We start from the raw sequence: 18224 nt of genomic DNA on the forward strand, positions 1-18224 counted from the left end.
CAGGGTGGGGAATGACACCGGCTGAACTTTTTCTTGATCACTCTGCGGACCTTTTTAAGCGCGTGCGCGAGCAGTTGCCTGCGATCCAGGAGACGGCGGATCTGTTTGCGAAGACGATTCTGGCGGGGCAGATGGTGCATGTGTTTGGGTCGGGGCACAGCCGCATTTTGGTGGAGGAGATGTGGCCGCGGTATGGATCGTTTCCGGGATTCAATCCGATTGTGGAACTGAGCCTGACGTTTCATAACCTGGTGGTCGGGGCCAATGGGCAAAGGCAGGCGATGTTCCTGGAGAATGTCAGCGGACTGGCGGCGCGGATTTTGCGAAACTTTGACCTGAAGGCGGGGGACAGTGCGCTGGTGGTGTCCTCCAGCGGCTGCAATGTGGTGCCGGTGGAGATGGCGGAGGAGTTTCAGCGGCGCGGAGTGAAGGTGGTGGCGCTGATTTCCAAGGACCATGCGGAGGCGAGCACGACGCGGCATCCGGGCGGGAAGAAGCTGCAGGACTTTGCGGACATCGTGCTGGATACGGGTGCTCCTGTTGGGGATGCGATGGTGAAGATCGAAGGACTGGAGACGCCGGTGGCCCCGGGGAGCACGGTGGGCGGGTGCCTGATCGTAAATGCGGTGAAGGCGGAGGTGGCGCAACGGCTGACGCAGGCTGGGCAGCCGCCGAAGGTGCTGACAGCGGGAGTGCTGGTGGGGGGGGTAAAGGCGACGGCACTTTTTGAGGCGGCGTATGATGAGCATGCGCGGCGGCTGGCCCCCTATTATCAGGGGCTGGGGGTTTGAGAAGACTGCAGAAGAATCAGTTGCGGCGCAACTGAGCTACGGGGCGGATGCCGAAGATGGCGAGGAGGCCGGAGAGGGCGAGGAAGGCGGCGACGCCGTTCATGGCGGCCTGGTGGTCGAAGTGAGCTTTGAGCCAAGCGATCATTTCGGGGCCGAGGTAACCGGCGAGATTGCCGATGGAATTGATGCCGGCGATGCCGACGGCGGCAGCGGTGCCGGAGAGCATGGCGGTGGGCAGGGTCCAGAAGCAGGAAATGCTGCTCATAACGCCGGTGAGCGCGACGGCGAAAAGGGCGAGCACGAGGAAAGGATGCATGCCTGGCAGACCGCTGAGAGAAAAGGCGATGGCGGCGGTGGCTGAGGAAAGGCCTATGTGCCAGCGACGCTCACCCGTGCGGTCGCTGTGACGGCCGACGAGGACCATGCCGATGGCGGCGCAGCCCCAGGGGATGGCGGAGTAGAGGCCAACCAGGGCATCATCCTGGGTGAGCTTGTCCTTGATGATCTGGGGGAGCCAGAATGAGGTGCCGTAGAGACCGATGATGGCACCGAAATAGATGCCGCAGCAGATCCAGATTTTGACCGATTTAAAGGCATCGAGGAAACCATGCAGGCCGTGGCCTTCAGCGGTCTTCGCCTTTTCATCGTGAGCGAGATTGTCTTCCAGCAGGGCTTTTTCGGCATCGGTCAGCCACTTGGCCCTGGAGGGGCGGTCGGCGAGGAGGAAGGGCACGGCGGCACCTAACAAAATGGTTGGAATGGCCTCCAGGATGAAAAGCCACTTCCAGGCGGCGAGGCCGTACCAGCCGTCGGAAATCTTGAGCAGCCAGCCGGACAGAGGACCACCGATGACCCCGGAGACAGCAATGGCGGTCATGAACAGGGCGACCATGTGGGCATGATGACGTCGGGGGTACCAGTAGGTGAGGTAAAGAATGATGCCGGGGAAGAAACCGGCCTCGGCGACGCCTAACAAAAAGCGCAACGTGTAAAAGGAGACCGCGCTGTCGCTGAGGGCCATGCAGCCGGACACGAACCCCCAGCCAATCATGATGCGGGCGATCCAGATGCGTGCGCCAACGCGGTGGAGGATGACGTTTCCGGGGACTTCAAAGAAGAAATAACCGAGGAAAAAGATGCCTGCACCGGTGGCAAAAACGCCGTCATTGAACCAGGGCTCGGCCTTCATGGACAGCTTGGCAAAGCCGACATTGACGCGGTCAATGTAAGCGAGGATGTAGCAGGTGAAGAGCAGCGGAATGAGCCGCCAGGTGACCTTGCGATAGACGGCGGTTTCTTCAGGGCTGGCTGGATGGTGGTTCATGAAAGCGGCTGTGATACTCCGGTGTAAGCGTGCGAGGGAATCCTTTTCGATCACTGGTCACAAGAAAAGACAGGCATTTTGTGCTGGCCGTGGCGGGGATGCATGGACAAGAAGCTGCACCCTGAGGTCAAGCATTGGCATCGCTTTGCGCTTTGCCCGGCGGGCTGAATGTGATTAATGGCAACCTTCCCAACCGACCCTATGAACCTGTCCCAACCGATGGATACCCCGCCCAGCACTGTCTCCCGCACGGCCTGGCTGATCGTGGGCCTGCTGTTTCCCGTGGCGCTGCTGAACTATCTGGACCGGCAAATGATCGCCTCGATGAAGGCCTCGGTGATGGGGGAGATCACGGACATCGGTTCTGAAGAAAATTGGGGGCACATGCTGGCGTCCTTCAAATGGGTGTATGCGATCTTCAGCCCCATCGGCGGATATATCGCAGACCGATTTAGTCGTAAATACACCATTTGCGGCAGCCTTTTTGTGTGGTCGCTCATTACATATCTGACGGGGCATGTGAACAGTTTCCAGGAGCTGTACTGGGCGCGCACGGCCATGGGCATCAGTGAGGCCTTTTACATTCCGGCGGCGCTTGCGCTGATTACCGATTTCCATACCGGGCCGACCCGCTCGCGTGCGGTGGGTGTGCATCAAATGGGCATTTACTGCGGGGTGATGGTGGGTGGCTTTGCCGGGTATGCGGCGGACTGGCCGGACTTTGGTTGGCGCGGTGCTTTTGATGTTACCGGACTGATCGGCATTCTGTATGCGGTGCCGCTTTTATTTTTGCTGAAGGATGCACCACGCTCGGCGGCGGAAATCGCGTCACCGGTGGCCAAGCCATCCGCATTCACGGCGATGAAAGAGCTGTTTACAAATCCGTCTTTCATCTTGCTGGTGCTTTACTTCACCCTCCCTGCCCTGGCGGCCTGGGTGGTGCGGGACTGGATGCCGGCGATCTTGCAGAAGGAATTTAACATCAGCCAGGGCAAGGCGGGCGTTTCCGCGGCGCTTTATTGGCAGGGGGCGGCGCTGGTGTCGGCCATCCTTGGTGGCTGGCTGGCGGACCGGTGGATGCGGAAGTCACCACGAGGCCGCATTTATGTGAGCGCCATCGGCATGCTGTGCATCATCCCGGCGCTGTTTGGCGTGGGGAACGCGCCTGCGCTGGGTTCCTTTGGCCTGGCGATTGCGGCGCTGATCCTGTTTGGCATCGGCTGGGGCTTCTTTGACTGCAACAATATGCCCATCCTGTCCCAGATCACCCGGCCGGAGCTGCGGGCGACGGGTTATGGGGTGATGAACTTTGTGAGCATGATGTGCGGCGGGGCGGCGGACTGGGGCTTTGGCTACATGTCGGACAAGGGGGTGCCGCTGAACATGATCTTTGGGGTGTTCGTCTGCGTTTGCATTGTGTCGGTGGGGATCGTGCTGATGATCCGGCCGAGGGAGCAGGTGGGGCCGAGGGCGTGAGGAGGGTAACTTGTACTGAAGCCCGGACTTTGGCACTTAATGTGACTTTTTCTCGACAGGCCAGGGTCCTGCGACGTTCTTGTATAGAATAACCATGATCCGACTTACCTGTGCCCTGTTTTTGATTTGTCTTTCGGCGGCTGCGCAATGGCCGCATGAGAAGAGTGACCTGAAGCCTGATCCGCAGGCGACGTTTGGGAGTCTGGAGAACGGGCTGCGGTATGTGATCCTGCCAAACAAGGAACCACCAGGCCGGGCGAGCATCCGCATATATATGGATGTGGGATCGCTGATGGAGGAGGATGACCAGCAGGGCATGGCGCATTATTTGGAGCACATGGCCTTCAATGGCAGCCGACATTTCCCTGGCGGTGAGATGGTGGAGTACTTCCAGCGGCTGGGCATGGGCTTTGGTGCGGACACCAATGCACACACATCCTTTAAAGAGACGGTGTACATGCTGGAGCTGCCGAAGGTGGAAGAAAAAATGCTGGGCGAGGGCATGCAGCTTTTCCGCGATTATCTGGACGGGATGTCGCTGGGTGAGAAGGACATTGACAAGGAACGCGGCATCATTCTGAGCGAGAAGCTGAGCCGTGATTCGATTGACTACCGCACGATGCTGGAGGGCTACAAGTTTGCCCTGCCGGATTCCCTGCTGCCGAACCGCCTGCCCATTGGCACGGAGGAGACGATCAAGACGATGCAGCGGGCGCGGTTTGTGGAGTTTTATAACAAGTGGTACACACCCAAGCGCACGGTGATCGTGGCGGTTGGTGATTTTAAGGATGTGGACATGGTGAAGCAGGAGATCGAGAAGAACTTTGCCGATGCCAAGGCGGTGGGACCGGATGCGGAGGACCCGGACCTGGGCAAAATCAGCACAGGGCGCGGTCTGATTGCCAAGCTTCATACGGAAATGGAAGCGAAGGCGGTGGACATCTCCATCGAGATGCTGCGCCCGGCGAAGAACAAGCCTGACAGTGCGGCCACGCGGCGTGAACAAATGGTGCGTGACCTGGCGGATGCGATGATCAACCAGCGCCTGTCCAAGCTGGCCAAGGCGGAGAATGCGCCCTTCATCAGCGGGGAGTCCTACAGCTATGAGTATCTTGAATTTGTGGAGGTGATCGGCATCATGGGCCAGTGCGCCCCGGACCAGTGGAAGGAGACGCTGACGCTGCTGGAGACGGAGATTCGCCGGGCGGTGGAGCACGGGTTTACCGATGCGGAATTTGAAGAGGCCAAGGCCTCCTTGCTGAAGACGGTGGAACTGCGCGCGGCACAGGCGGACTCACGTAAATCCCGCGACCTGGCCAGCGGGCTGGTGAGCATCCTGGCGGCAAAGAAGGTCATCACGCATCCTGCCGATGACATGGAGCGGGTGAAGGAGGCATTGGCGGGCCTGAAGAAAGAAGAGTGCCACACGTCCCTGGCTGAGACCTGGAAGGGTGACGATGTGCAGATCTTTGTGGGCGGAAAATTGAAGCTGGAAGGCGATGCAGCGGAGCAGATCAAAACTGTTTACAATGAGAGCAAGGGCAAGCCTGTGGAGGCACCGAAGCAGGAAGAAACGGCAGCCTTTGCCTACACGAACTTTGGCGAGCCAGGGAAGATCATTCATCAGAATGTGGTGAGTGACCTGGAGATGACGCTGGCCACCTTTGAAAACAACGTGCGCGTGAACATCAAGCCGACGCCTTTTGAAAAAGGCACGGTCCGGGTGACGATCAACTTCGGCGGCGGCAAGCTGAGCACACCGAAGGACCAGCAGGGCATCATCCCTTTTGCGCAGAGCACGTTCATCATGGGCGGGCTGAAGGAGCACAGCGTGGATGACATCCGGCGCATCTTTGCCAGCAAGAGTGTGGGCAGCGACTTCAGCGTGGGCGATGAGGCCTTCATGCTGAGCGGACGCACCACTCCTGCGGACCTGGAGGCGCAGTTGCAACTGCTGACGGCGTATATGACAGCCCCGGGTTACCGTGAAGAGGCACAGCGCCAGTTTCAGAAGAATCTGGAGCCGATGTATGTGCAACTCCAGCATACGGCGGAGGGCATCATGGCGGACAAGGTGGTGGCCTTCATCCATAGCGATGACCACCGGTTTGGCTTTCCGCCGATCTCCACCATGCAGAAGCGCAATCTCGGCGAGCTGGAAGCATGGATGACGAAACCACTGACAGAGGAATACGTGGAGGTGTCCGTGGTGGGGGATGTGGAGCCGAAGGCGGTGCTGGATGCGGTGGCGAAGACGCTGGGCGCGCTGCCGAAGCGGGCGGCGGAGAAACCGAAATTTGAAGAGGCTCGCATGATGCCATTCCCGCAGGGGCCGGTGACAAAGGACATCCCGTTTGATACGGAGATCCCGAAGGCGATTGCAGCGATGTACTGGCACACGGGCGATATGCTGGACATCCAGCGCACTCGCCGTCTGAGCCTGCTGGGCGCAGTCTTGGATGACCGCCTGCGCATCAAGGTGCGTGAGGAGCTGGGCGAGACTTACAGCCCGGCCTGCTACCACGTGGCCAGCGATACCTTCACAGGATACGGTTATATGACGGCAATGATCGAGTGCAAACCGGAGCAGGCGGAACCCATTGCCAAACTGGTGGTGGAGATCGCAGCGGAACTGGCGACCGGACCGATCACGGACGATGAATTTGAGCGGGCGCAGAAGCCGCTGATGAGCCAGCTGGAGCAAATGCGCCGGGACAACCGTTACTGGTCGCAAAACGTGGTCCGCAATGCCCAGGAGCATCCGGAGCGGATCGAGTGGGCGAAGAACCTGCTCAGTGATTTCCAGGGCATCACAAAGGAGGAAATCCAAGCTCTGGCCAAAGAGTTCCTTGAGGCAAATCGTGCCGTGGCGGTGAAAGTGCTTCCCAAAGAGAAGAAGTGAGCCTAGTTCACCTGGTTACCTAGGTTAACGGCTTTCCTTTTCCTGCTCTGCACCTGATCTGCCATGAATGACTCTGCCCCGGATTCTGCCTACGCACCGCCACCGCTTCCAACTTATCAGCCGTCATACGACCAGGCGGCCATCCAGGCTCCGCCGCCGGGAAAACCAAGTTCCAGCGAGCTGCTGAAACAGATCCGGTTAGCGGTGGAACAGGTGTTCATCGGCCAGACGGAAGTGATCCAGCAGGTGCTGGCGGCGCTTCTGGCAGGCGGCCATGTGCTGCTGGAGGGCAAGCCGGGCCTTGGCAAAACGCATCTGGTGCTGGCACTGGCGAGGACGTTTGGCGCGGAATTCCGGCGCATCCAGTTCACCCCGGATCTGATGCCCTCGGATGTGACGGGGCATACGCTCTATGACCTGGGCAGCCAGAGTTTCCGGGTGCGGCAGGGGCCGGTCTTCACGCAGCTTTTGCTGGCAGATGAGATCAACCGGGCACCAGCGAAGACGCAATCGGCGCTGCTGGAGGTGATGCAGGAGGCGCAGGTGACGATTGACGGTGAGACGTATGGGCTGGCGCTGCCATTTATGACCTTTGCCACGCAGAACCCGATCGAGCAGGAAGGCACGTATCCCCTGCCCGAGGCGCAGCTTGACCGCTTCCTGCTGAAGATCCTGATTGATTACCCGGGTTTACAGCAGGAGTCGGCCATTGTGAAAGCGGTGTCGTCCGCTGCCGGTGGCCGGGGGCTGAGGCCTGAGCAGGTGCAGCCGGTCTGCACGACGGAAGATATTTTGCAGGCTCAACAAGAAGCGGCCGAGGTGGAGGCGGTGGACAGCGTGGTGGCCTATGCTGTGAACCTGACGCGGGCAACCCGCCATCATGGGGCCATTTCCCTGGGCGCAGGAACGCGCGGCGCCATCAGCCTGGTGAGGGTGGCCAAGGCGTATGCGCTGCTGGAAGGGCGGCGATACATCACTCCTGGGGATGTGAAACGGGCGGCGCTGCCGGTGCTGCGGCATCGGGTGTCCCTGACACCAGAGGTGGCCATCTCCGGCCAGACGGTGGACCATGTGCTGGAGACGGTGATCCGCAGTGTGGAAGCGCCAAGGGCGTAGGGCGGTTTACGGTATTCGGTTTTCGGCCTTTGAACATTGCGGCGATGCGACCTTCTTTATTGACTCTACGACTGGTGTCTGGCTGGGCCTTGCTGGGGCTGGCGGCGTCGGTTTGGAGTGTGCTGCAGGCGGTGTGGGCGGGGGCGGGAGTGCTGCTGCTGATCGCGGCACTGGCGGATTTTTTTACGCTGCCGAACCGGCGGCGGCTGGCGGTAACGCGGGTGGTGCCGGGGAGGTTCGCACTGGGGGTGAGGTCGCCGGTGACACTGACCTTGAGGCATTCGATGAGCCGGTCCTTGAAGGTGACGGTGCATGATGGGCTGCCGCCGGAGGGGCTGGCGGAGGGGCTGCCGTGGGAAGGCACGCTGCCGACGCAGGAGCACGTGGATTTGACCTATGAGGCACATTTTGCCAAACGCGGGCTGCATACTTTCAGCGCGGCACATATTTTAGCACACTCTTTGTTAGGCCTGTGGCGGCGGCTTTACCGGGTGGGGGAGAGCAGCGAGACGCGGTGCTACCCGAACTATGAGCCGGTGGTGCGCTTTGCCCTGCTGGCCACGGCCAACCGGGAGGAGCAGATGGGCATCGTGAAACGGCGGCGCAGCGGAGCGACACTGGATTTCCATCAGTTACGGGAATACCAGGACGGGGATGTGCTGTCGCGGGTGGACTGGAAGGCGACGGCGCGCCGGCAGACGCTGGTGAGCCGGGACTATGAGGAGCAGCGCAACCAGAGCATCATCCTGGTACCGGACTGTGGACGGCGGATGCGGGCGATGGACGGAGAGCTGAGCCAGTTTGACCACTGTTTAAATGCGATGCTGCTGATTGCCTACATTGCCTTGCGACAGGGGGATGAGGTAGGGGTGACGGGCTTTGGCGGGGCGCAGCGCTGGCTGAAACCGGTGAAGGGCCCACCGGCGATGCCGACGCTGCTGAATCATCTCTATGATTATGAGACGACAACGGAGCCGAGCGATTTCATCGAGGCGGCCGAGCGTGTGATGGCGCTGCAAAAACGGCGGGCGCTGATCATCATTCTGACCAATCTGCGAACAGAAGACACCACCCATCTGACCAAGGCGGTGGCACTTTTGCAAAAGCGGCACCTGGTTTTAGTGGCCATGCTACGAGAAGGCGAGATGGAAGCGCGGAGTGACAAACCCATCTCCAACCTGGATGATGCACTGGGCTATGGGGCGCTCTGCCACTATGAGCAGCAGCGGGTGCATTTACTGGATTCGCTCAGGGCCAGCCGCATTGTGACGGTGGATGAGACAGCTCAAAATCTGCCGATTGCGCTGGCTAACAGGTATCTTGATCTCAAGGCGGCGGGGCGGATTTGACAGGACGAGGCTGTTGGTGACACCCAACTGCAACTGCCTCAGCGTGACTCATCTATTCAAGCAAACGATGGAGCTTCGCATCACTCGGATAGTGATGGGTACTAAACTAAGACTGAAGGACGATCTTGATCTTGCCTGAGGTTTTGCCAGAGGCATTCAGGCTGTCCATCAGGGTGGGGCCAATAGGCTGCTGAGGGCTGGAAGACGTAGCGGGCGCCACATTGGATTCAGCCTCCAGAGCGGCTTTGAGGGCCCCTTCGACCATCTGACCGCAATGGATCTTCATGGGAGGCAGGGCACCCAGGGGCGCACTGAGTTCGGCTGCGCTCATTTGCAGGGCTTCCTCCTTGGTCTTGCCACGAATGAGTTCAGTCGCGAGGCTGGCCACGGCAATGGCCGTCTGACAGCCGAAGCTCTGAAAGCTGGCCTTGTCAATGACCTTGCGGCCATCCTGGTCCTTGTACTTCAGCCACATGCGCACCATGTCGCCACAATCAGGCGAGCCGACGGTGCCGACGGCATCGGCATCCGGCATTTCTCCAAGGTTTTGCGGATTGGAAAGGGCGGACTGGAGGGTGGATTCGTTCACAAAAGAGTTACGCCGTACGGCCGCAGCAGTTCTTGAATTTTTTTCCGCTGCCGCAGGGACAGGCGTCATTGCGGCCGACATTGGCGAGGGGCTTTTTCTGGCCCATGGCGCTGGGGAGAATCAGTTTCGGGCCGTCACTCATGGGGTTGTGCGGCTTGGGTTTTTCTGGCTCAGGCTCTGGAGCGGGCCGGGCAGCCGGGGAAAGCTGGAGGTTGCCGTCCTGGATCTGAATGCCGCCGGCCTGCTGCTGCTGCATCATGGCGATCTGGGCAAGGAACTGCTCAAAGGCGGCAAGCTGCTGGGTGCTACGGAAGAGGTTGCTGACAACCTCGCCGTTGATGTTGCGCATCAGTTCCGCGAAGATGGTGAAGGCCTCCTGCTTGAACTCGATGAGCGGATCCTTCTGGCCGTAGCTGCGCAAGCTGATGCCTTCCTTGAGGGCATCCAGAGCATAGAGGTGCTCCTGCCAGAGGCGGTCAATGGCGTTGAGAAGGATCATCTTCTCAATCTCCTGCAAGGCCTGCGGATTGGCTCCGCTGACCTTGATGTCATAGGCGGCGAAGATCTTGTCCTGCAGCCATGCACACTGGGCTTCAAAATCGAGGGCCTTGAACTCTTCGTCAAAGTCACGCAGGCCAATAGGCACGGTGGCATTGATCCACTGGATCAAGTTTTCGTAATCAGGCTCCATGTCGCTGCCTTTTTCCTTGGGCAGGAATTCTTCCATGCGCTCCTTGAGCCCTTTCTCAACGGCGTCGTTGATGAGCAGGCGGGGATCGTTGCTTTCCAGCACGTCATTGCGCCATTCATAGACGACCTCACGCTGCTGATTCATGACGTCATCGTATTCGAGGACGCGCTTGCGCCAGCCGTAGTTGCGCTGTTCCACACGCTTCTGCGCGGTCTCCACGGAGCGATTCAGCCACGGGTGCTGGAGCTCTTCACCTTCGGCCATGCCGAAGCGTTCCATGATCTTGGTCATGCGATCGGCGGCACCGAAGTTGCGCATCAGATCATCCTCAAAGCTGAGGAAAAATTTGCTTTCACCCGGGTCACCCTGACGGGCGCAACGACCGCGAAGCTGACGGTCCACACGGCGGGATTCATGGCGCTCTGTGGCGAGCACGAGCAGGCCACCGAGGTCGGCGACACCTTCGCCCAGCTTGATGTCCGTACCACGTCCGGCCATGTTGGTGGAGATGGTGACCGAGCCGCGCTGACCGGCACGCGCGACGATCTCGGCCTCCTGGCGGTGATATTTGGCGTTCAGCACCGAGTGCGGGATCTTTTGCAGCTTGAGCATGCGGCTGACCGTTTCTGAGGCTTCCACGCTGGCGGTGCCGACGAGCATCGGCTGGCCTTTGGCGTGGCGCTCGCGGATCATGTCAATCACGGCGCTGTATTTTTCGCGGCGTGTTTTGAAGATGCTGTCATTGTGGTCCACACGGCGGATGGCGCGGTTGGTCGGAATGGTCAGCACATCCAGGCCGTAGATGTCATGGAACTCTGAAGCATCCGTTTCAGCGGTACCGGTCATGCCGCCCAGCTTTTCATAAAGACGGAAGTAGTTCTGAATGGTGATGGTGGCCAGGGTCTGCGTCTCGGCATCAATCTGCACACCTTCCTTGGCTTCGACAGCCTGGTGCAGACCGTCGCTCCAGCGGCGGCCGGCCATCTTGCGGCCTGTCTGCTCATCCACGATGACGACTTTGTTTTCCTCGACCACATACTCCACATCCTTCTCATAAAGGCAGTAGGCACGCAGAAGCTGGCTGATCTGGTGGATGCGCTGGCCCTGGTGGGAGAGGCGGTCCTGGAGTTCGTTCTTCTTCTGCAGTTTCTGGGCTTCTGTCAGGGATGAGTCACCATCAATCTCAGAATAAAGCGTGGCCAGATCCGGCAGCACGAAGGCATCCGGCTCATCGGGACTGAGGAAGGTGCGGCCCATTTCGCTGAGGTCGGCATCGTGGCTCTTTTCCTCAATGGAGAAATAGAGTCCTTCTTTGAGGGCGAAAAGATCCTTCTTCTGCGTGTCCTCATACATTTTCAGCTCGGCCTTTTCCAGGGCACGACGAAGTTCATGGTCTTCCATGCAGCGCATGAGGGCGCGGTTCTTGGGCTGGCCCAGGCGGCATTGGTAGAGCTTGCGTCCGGCCAGCTCGATATCGCCATTCTTGGCATCCTCTTTCGCCTCTGAGACTAGGCTGTTACAAAGCGTGTTCTGCCGCCTAACCAACTGTTCAACCAGCGGCTTGTAGCGTTCGTACTGATGGGTGCTTTCCGCTCCGGCCACCGGGCCGCTGATGATGAGAGGCGTGCGGGCCTCATCAATGAGCACGGAGTCCACCTCATCCACGATGGCAAAGTAATGCCCGCGCTGCACCTGCTGCTCCTTGCTGGAGGCCATGCCGTTGTCACGCAGGTAGTCAAAGCCGAACTCGCTGTTGGTCCCATAGGTAATGTCAGCCTGGTATTGCTCGCGCCGGAGGTGGCTGGGCTGGTCGTTCTGGATGCAACCGACAGTCAGTCCGAGGAACTTGTACAAATAACCCATCCACTCCGAGTCTCGGCGGGCCAGATAATCATTGACGGTGATGACGTGCACGCCACGACCTGTCAGGGCATTGAGCGTGACCGGCAGCGTTCCGACAAGAGTCTTGCCCTCACCCGTGGCCATTTCAGCGATCATGCCTTTATGAAGAGCAATACCGCCGATGAGCTGCACATCGAAGTGCACCATGTTCCACTTCAGCGGGTTGTCACAGACGATGTGCTCCTGCCCCACCAAGCGGCGGGCGGCGCACTTCACCACGGCATAGACTTCCGGGAGGATCTCATTGAGCTTCTTGGAAATGATGGCGGCAAACTTTGGCTGGATTTCGTTCCAGGCGTCGCGGGCCCTGTCAATGCGGGCTTTCTTGTCCTCAAAGGAGGCAGAACTCCAGGCGCTTTCCGCCAGGTAATCCGTCTCCAGGGAGGGAAAATGGGGCTTTAAAGCATTGAAATAGCCTTCGACGTGACGCAGGCAGGCTTTGACCGTTTCTTCGTCCGCAATGCGCAGGGCGACACCGCCCAGGAAGTGGGGGGTATGAAAAGCACGAAACTGGGCTTTCCAATTGGCCACGCGCTCCCGCAGTCCGTCATCTGAATCATTCTGAAACTGGGCTTCGAAACGATTGATTTCGCCAACAATCGGCTGCAGGCGCTTGACGGTGCGCTGATTCTTGGTGCCAATGATTTTTTTAATGATCCACTCGAACATAACAGAAAGGAAAGACGAAAAAACCGCCGCTGCGCAATGGGCGTGACGGTCGGGCTGTCTACCTTGGAGAGAATGAACGACTTGGCAAGCAGGGAGGGAGGAGGGACTGATGTCTATTTAAAGAACCGGTGCCTGAGCACAGTCCGTCATGTCCCGCCTTTTGACGAAATTTATGCCGCCATCTGGCTCATGCCATAATTGCCATGAGCGCCGCCTCTTTTAAGCCATTGCGGCCTTCTCAGACAATGCTGGCGTTGAAAAAACGCTCCAGAATGAACTCATCAAAGAGGATTGCGAGGGAACGCCGCACCGGGTTTCTGCAATGAAGTCCGCCACCTCATCCGCGCGCCCCAAAGAAGAAGCTGACTTTCCAAAAGCTGGCATAGAAGTCCATCCCAATGCATTTTGGAGAGAACAAGCGGAGCTTTTCAAATTGGAGGTCACGGAGGTCTTCATAGAATTGAGAACGAGTATTGGCAATATTGCAATCTTACCGGATTTGGAAAGCCTGATTCTTTAAATTGAATCGCTGAAGTGACGCAAAATCGTTAACGAGGCGCAAAAATGAGAATTACAGGCCAGGAAAATGCCGAGGAGTGAAGCCGGCATAGCTGCGGCCCTTGGTGCGCCAGCGTGGGCCCTCACCCACCTTGCCACCTGACGTGTCCAGGCGAAGTCCGCACACAGTCATGAAAACATGTTCACCAGGCTTCACCCAGATGGTGAAGAAGCGGCCCTCTCCAGGCTTGCCGTAATTGGCAAAACCGGCCGAAGTAAGGGGGCTTTTCAGCAGACCAGCCTTGATGAGAGCGTATGAAGTGGAACTGGAGCAGTCATAAGCGCGGTCTTCCACGCGGCCATGACCGGCACCCCGGACATACGGGCTGCTCTGCAGATGGTTTGCAGCATTGATCAGATACTGGACCTGGCCTGGCAGGCTGGCAGAGCAGGACGCATAACGGCCATCATAACGGATCAGTGAACCTGCAGCCGGAGCTGTGCGGGCGACCGGGACGGCGCGGGCAGCCATCATCTGCTGCTGGGCGGCTGCAAAGGCAGCCTGCTGCTGCATGTGCGCATGATAGGCCGCTGCCTGCTGCTGGGCATGATAAGCAGCCCAGGCCTGCTGATTCATATGAGCCTGATGTGCTGCATGCTGCTGGGCGTAGGCCGCTTGCTGGGCTGCATAGTGGCTGGCTGCATAACCGTTTTGAGCCGAGGCCATCTGCGGAAAAAAGGTGACCGCAAAGAAGATTGAGAGAGCGGCGGTGAGTTTGGAAACTGTTTTCATGGCAGGTTCTTGTGATTGATATGGTAATTATATCAAAAACTAGAATCACTGCAACTTTCATTTCATCATTTTGTAGAATTTCTGTAAAATGAGAGGCTCAATGAGGATTTTTGCATGATCCACATTTTACGTATAATCTATAATAATCCGGATAAAGAATTTATGATGAACAAGTTGGAACAAAATTCCAATTATGCATTTTCACAAATTATCATTTATCATATCCAGTCTTATTTTGATAATTTGAATCGGAAAACGATTCGATTATTATAAATGCAAATTTATGTACTGGTCACAAAGGCCCATTTTGGGCTTGTATCGGTTCCGAATGCCTGATTTCACCCCCAGTTTAGGACTTTTTATCAGAAGACCTTTCTTCAGGCTGCTGAGCATCGCTGTTGGCTGGTGCCAATCAGCACCAGCACGGGGGGCAGACCTCCGCCAGTCGTGAGCGGAGCACCTTCCGTTTCATTCCTGAGAATGAACGGAGATAGCCTAAAGACTTAGCCTCTGGCCGGTTTCGTTGCAGGTGGAGCCTCGGTAAAGGAGGCGATAGCCAGGGAAATGGCGGCAACGACCACGCAGGAATCCGCCACATTAAACGACGGCCAGGGGTTGAAAGGAGGAAAACCGAAATCAAAACGCAGGAAGTCCACCACGTAACCATGGAGCAAGCGGTCCGTCAGGTTGCCAAAGATCCCGGCCACAAGCAGCGCCACAGCCGTGCGGCTGAGCCAGCCTGGAAACGCACCTTTCTTGTACATCCAGATGATGAAAGCCAGCGCGGTGAGGGATATCACCCCAAAAGCATAATTTGCATACTCGGTGCCATTGAACATGCCAAAGGCCACGCCGGTATTGGCGGTGTGATGCAGCCAGAAGATGCCTGGAATGACTTCTTGCTCGGTGACATGCAGCTCAAAGTTTTTCACGATCCAGAGCTTCGACCACTGGTCGAGGATGTAGAGAGGCACGCTGAGAAGAAGCAGAAGGCGGATCATGGTCGGAAAAAGAGGCGTTGGTGCGCGGCAGCTTCCCACATAGCCGGTCTGACAGACATCTCAAGCACTCAGCCACAGGAAGACGGATGATCTTGCAGCGCCCCGGCCCCAGCACATAATGGGCGGCTGCATGGTGAAGCCACCCAACCTCCAGGACATAGCCGGACATCTGGGCATCTCAAAAATGACCGTCTCCCGTGCGCTGCGGGGGGAAAGGTACGTGGAGGAGGTACTGCGTACACGCATTTTAGAAACGGCTGCTGAGCTGGGCTACCGGCCGGACCCGGAAATCTCCAAGCTGATGACCCACATGCGGCAGAAGCGTCTCTCCCAGTCACCGCGGACACTGGCCTTTGTCTGGGCGGAGCGGAAAGAAATGGAGATCATCCAGTCCCCGTGGTCACAAAGTCTCATTAACGGTGCGCGGGGGAGGGCTGACCGGTTGGGTTTTCAACTGGATGAATTTTATCTCTCCGCCAAAGGCATGACCGGAAGGCGGCTCTCGGAGATACTGGAGGCGCGCGGCATCCCAGGCTTCATCCTTTCTCCGCTGGTCAGCCGCAGCCGGGGCCATGTGTCCATGCAGTGGGAAAAATTCAGCAGTGTCATCATCGGCCTGGGTTATGCACGGCCCGCCTTGCACCGCGTCCATCATCATCACTATCTGGGCATGATGACAGCCATGCGGCAGCTCAAAAAGCTTGGCTACAAACGCATCGGTTACTACGGCGGCAGCGTGGTTAATGAGAGGATGTTTGGTGCATGGTCGGCCAGCTTCCTGACCCACCATCCCCTGCCTTTGAAGCAAGCGGCGGATCTTGTTTGCCTGCGGAAGGAACCCACGGAAAAAGATTTCCACCTATGGCTGGCCCGCACCCGGCCAGAGGTGGTCATCAGCAGCGGCCACAATCTTCAAGACTGGTTGAAGGACAAAAGCATCCCGCAGGACATCGGCCTGGTAACCCTAAACTGGCAGGAAGACAGACCCGAAATCAGCGGAGTGGACCAGCAGGCTGCGGTACTGGGAGCGGCAGCGCTGGATCTGCTGGTGGCTCAGGAGCAGTACAATGAACGCGGCATTCCCCAGCACCCCAAGATCATCATGACCGAAGGCGAATGGAAACCGGGCGAAACCATTCGCTGCCTGCGTCATGTTTGATCAAATGCAGGCCGTGGGGCATCTATATAAAGTCTGCATATTGCGGGCACCGCCTCATCCTCCGCCCTCGTTCCCTGATTTGATTCATGAAAAACACCTTATGGCTGCTGCTTCTTCTGGGGGCCGGTCTGGCGCTTTTCAGCTCGCAGAAAGAAAGCGGCTCCTGTTCGGACTGCGGGCCGCTGCCGGATATCTCCAACCTGGCGGCACTCGGGCCAGGCTCATCCACCATGAAACTCCCCTACCCCGCCCCGCCCGCACCTGAAGACTGGCAGAAACTAACGGCTGAAGAGCGCCTGGCCCATGTGAAAAACCGGGTGCAAAAACCGCTCGCGACCGAACTGGAAAAAAAGGGGCTGAAGCTGGGAGCGCCTGCCTTTCTGCGCATCTTTAAAGAGAGTGACGAAATGGAACTCTGGCTGCAGGAAGGCAGGCAATGGAAACTTTTTCGCACCTATCCCATTGCCGCCATGTCCGGGGATCTTGGCCCCAAAATGAAAGAAGGCGATGGCCAGGCGCCGGAGGGTTTTTACGCGGTGACGAAAGCCGGGTTGAACCCGAAAAGCACCTTTCATCTGTCCTTTAACATCGGCTATCCCAACGACTATGACCGCCACCATGGCCGAACAGGCAGCTTCATCATGGTGCATGGCAATGAAGTGAGCATCGGCTGCTTTGCCATGACGGATCCCGTGATTGAAGAAATCTATCTGGTGGTGGAGGCCGCTTTGAATGAAGGACAGGCCGAGGTGCCCGTGCATTCATTCCCCTTTCGCATGACCGGGGAGCGGCTGACGGAGGCTGCGGATCACCCCGCAGCCAGCTTTTGGAAAGAGCTGCTGCCGGTTTATCTGGCCTTTCAGCCCGACAAGCCACTGCCGCAGGTGTATCACCGGGCCGGCCAATACCGCCTGCACTGAGGGAATAAGGCGGTCTTCACTTCACCCATTCGCTCATTTCGTAGAGCTTGGGATTGCGAATGGGGGCGCGACTGCTGTGGACGATCTTCTTCATCTGCGCGAAAAGATCGGCATCGTCTCCTTCCCCCAGGCCGCCGAATTCGGACTCCAGCTTCTCCGGATCTTCCCCGGCTTCCAGGCGGCGCGCCATTTCACGCAGTTCAGGCGGCGTTTTGTCTCCCATCAGGTCAGTCAGCTTGCGCATGAAATGGCCAAGCTGGCGCGGGTCCGGGTTTTCCTCGTCCATGGCACCCATTTCCCCCTCCATGTCAGCCATCAGCGCCTCCATTTTGGCATCATCCAGACCGGCAAAGGGGTCATTCTCGGTTTCTTCCTTCGCTTTCCCGATGATGGCAAAACGGGAGATCTGCTTTTGCAGCTTGAACTCCGGATTGTCCGGGCAGGCAGGCACCTGGTCCCGATACGCGAGGGTGCGGGCCAGGAACTGATAAACAGTGTTGTTTTCCGGGCAGTAAAACTCGTAGATGGGCATGGTCGGAAGGGAAAAATGGAAGCGCAGCTTCTATACGGAGCAACCCCATTTTGCCAAGGATCAATACTACCAGAAAGAGGGGTTATTCGAAGATCAAAACAGCTCTTGCAGGGCCACACGCAGATGCCGGCTGCCCGGCGGCGTGCGATGCAGGAAATGCATGGCCTGTTTCAGCACGGATTCATCGTATTCCTGGCAAAAGGAAGCCAGGGTCAGCCCCTGCGGCAGGCCATCGGTGCTGTCGGCGATCTTTTTGAACCGTGCTTCCCATTCCTGCTCCGGGGTGGGAGGCGGGCGATTAGGCTCATCGGATGTGGGGTATTTATCCCACGCCCATGGAGCAACAAAATAGATCCAGGCCACCATTAGAGGCACAATGAGCAGGCTCAGCCATATCGGTAAGGACACCATCGCTAGGTATAGGATAACAAGCGGCAGAAAAACCACCCCTACAAGGCCCTTCCTGACTGCATTCATTTTCGAACTACGCCATAACCATTTCAGAAAGTTGT

At 58.0% G+C, this 18224-nt stretch carries 15 protein-coding genes; 8 read left to right on the forward strand and 7 right to left on the reverse strand.

Translation table 11 applies throughout. The features are described 5' to 3' along the window. The first annotated feature begins 11 nt into the window (after window positions 1-11). Complete coding sequence (locus tag WJU23_RS08230) at window positions 12-791, forward strand: SIS domain-containing protein (RefSeq protein ID WP_346332071.1); 780 nt, start codon at window positions 12-14, stop codon at window positions 789-791. Window positions 792-807: 16 nt separating this feature from the next. Here WJU23_RS08230 and WJU23_RS08235 read toward each other — a convergent pair whose 3' ends face one another. After that, on the reverse strand, window positions 808-2115 hold the full coding sequence (locus WJU23_RS08235) for an MFS transporter (protein ID WP_346332072.1): 1308 nt from the start codon (window positions 2113-2115) through the stop codon (window positions 808-810). Between the two features lie 201 nt (window positions 2116-2316). Here WJU23_RS08235 and WJU23_RS08240 point away from each other — a divergent pair, with 201 nt between their 5' ends. The 4 genes from WJU23_RS08240 to WJU23_RS08255 all read left to right on the forward strand — a co-directional run bounded on the left by WJU23_RS08240 (window position 2317) and on the right by WJU23_RS08255 (window position 8958). Beyond that, window positions 2317-3591 (forward strand): MFS transporter, encoded by a 1275-nt coding sequence (locus WJU23_RS08240; protein WP_346332073.1) that lies wholly within the window; start codon window positions 2317-2319, stop codon window positions 3589-3591. A 94-nt stretch (window positions 3592-3685) separates the two neighbouring features. Continuing rightward, complete coding sequence (locus tag WJU23_RS08245) at window positions 3686-6493, forward strand: insulinase family protein (protein ID WP_346332074.1); 2808 nt, start codon at window positions 3686-3688, stop codon at window positions 6491-6493. A 63-nt stretch (window positions 6494-6556) separates the two neighbouring features. Next, a complete protein-coding gene (locus WJU23_RS08250) occupies window positions 6557-7609 on the forward strand; it encodes a MoxR family ATPase (protein WP_346332075.1) in 1053 nt (350 codons plus the stop codon). A gap of 44 nt (window positions 7610-7653) precedes the next feature. Then, entirely contained in the window at window positions 7654-8958 is a 1305-nt protein-coding gene (locus tag WJU23_RS08255) for a DUF58 domain-containing protein (protein ID WP_346332076.1), read from the forward strand. 106 nt (window positions 8959-9064) lie between these two features. Here WJU23_RS08255 and WJU23_RS08260 read toward each other — a convergent pair whose 3' ends face one another. Beyond that, window positions 9065-9547 carry an iron-sulfur cluster assembly scaffold protein gene (locus WJU23_RS08260; RefSeq protein WP_346332077.1) on the reverse strand — a complete coding sequence of 161 codons (483 nt, stop codon included), beginning with the start codon at window positions 9545-9547 and terminating at the stop codon, window positions 9065-9067. Between the two features lie 7 nt (window positions 9548-9554). Next, the gene (gene secA, locus WJU23_RS08265) at window positions 9555-12809 is read right to left on the reverse strand and encodes a preprotein translocase subunit SecA (RefSeq protein ID WP_346332078.1); all 3255 of its coding nucleotides are present in this window, start codon (window positions 12807-12809) and stop codon (window positions 9555-9557) included. 322 nt (window positions 12810-13131) lie between these two features. Between secA and WJU23_RS08270 the strand changes: the two genes are divergently transcribed. Continuing rightward, complete coding sequence (locus WJU23_RS08270; protein WP_346332079.1) at window positions 13132-13329, forward strand: hypothetical protein; 198 nt, start codon at window positions 13132-13134, stop codon at window positions 13327-13329. Between the two features lie 51 nt (window positions 13330-13380). Here WJU23_RS08270 and WJU23_RS08275 read toward each other — a convergent pair whose 3' ends face one another. Both WJU23_RS08275 and lspA read right to left on the reverse strand, forming a co-directional pair. Continuing rightward, entirely contained in the window at window positions 13381-14100 is a 720-nt protein-coding gene (locus WJU23_RS08275) for a hypothetical protein (protein ID WP_346332080.1), read from the reverse strand. Between the two features lie 503 nt (window positions 14101-14603). Beyond that, window positions 14604-15101 (reverse strand): signal peptidase II, encoded by a 498-nt coding sequence (gene lspA, locus WJU23_RS08280; RefSeq protein ID WP_346332081.1) that lies wholly within the window; start codon window positions 15099-15101, stop codon window positions 14604-14606. Window positions 15102-15231: 130 nt separating this feature from the next. Between lspA and WJU23_RS08285 the strand changes: the two genes are divergently transcribed. Both WJU23_RS08285 and WJU23_RS08290 read left to right on the forward strand, forming a co-directional pair. Further along, a complete protein-coding gene (locus WJU23_RS08285) occupies window positions 15232-16260 on the forward strand; it encodes a LacI family DNA-binding transcriptional regulator (RefSeq protein WP_346332082.1) in 1029 nt (342 codons plus the stop codon). 86 nt (window positions 16261-16346) lie between these two features. After that, complete coding sequence (locus tag WJU23_RS08290; RefSeq protein WP_346332083.1) at window positions 16347-17180, forward strand: L,D-transpeptidase family protein; 834 nt, start codon at window positions 16347-16349, stop codon at window positions 17178-17180. 16 nt (window positions 17181-17196) lie between these two features. Here WJU23_RS08290 and WJU23_RS08295 read toward each other — a convergent pair whose 3' ends face one another. Both WJU23_RS08295 and WJU23_RS08300 read right to left on the reverse strand, forming a co-directional pair. Beyond that, the gene (locus tag WJU23_RS08295; protein ID WP_346332084.1) at window positions 17197-17712 is read right to left on the reverse strand and encodes a cytochrome C; all 516 of its coding nucleotides are present in this window, start codon (window positions 17710-17712) and stop codon (window positions 17197-17199) included. A gap of 93 nt (window positions 17713-17805) precedes the next feature. Continuing rightward, window positions 17806-18123, reverse strand: a complete 318-nt coding sequence (locus WJU23_RS08300; protein ID WP_346332085.1) for a hypothetical protein — start codon at window positions 18121-18123, stop codon at window positions 17806-17808. Window positions 18124-18224: the final 101 nt, after the last annotated feature.

Origin of the sequence: Prosthecobacter sp. SYSU 5D2 (assembly GCF_039655865.1) — a bacterium.
GTDB lineage: Bacteria > Verrucomicrobiota > Verrucomicrobiia > Verrucomicrobiales > Verrucomicrobiaceae > Prosthecobacter.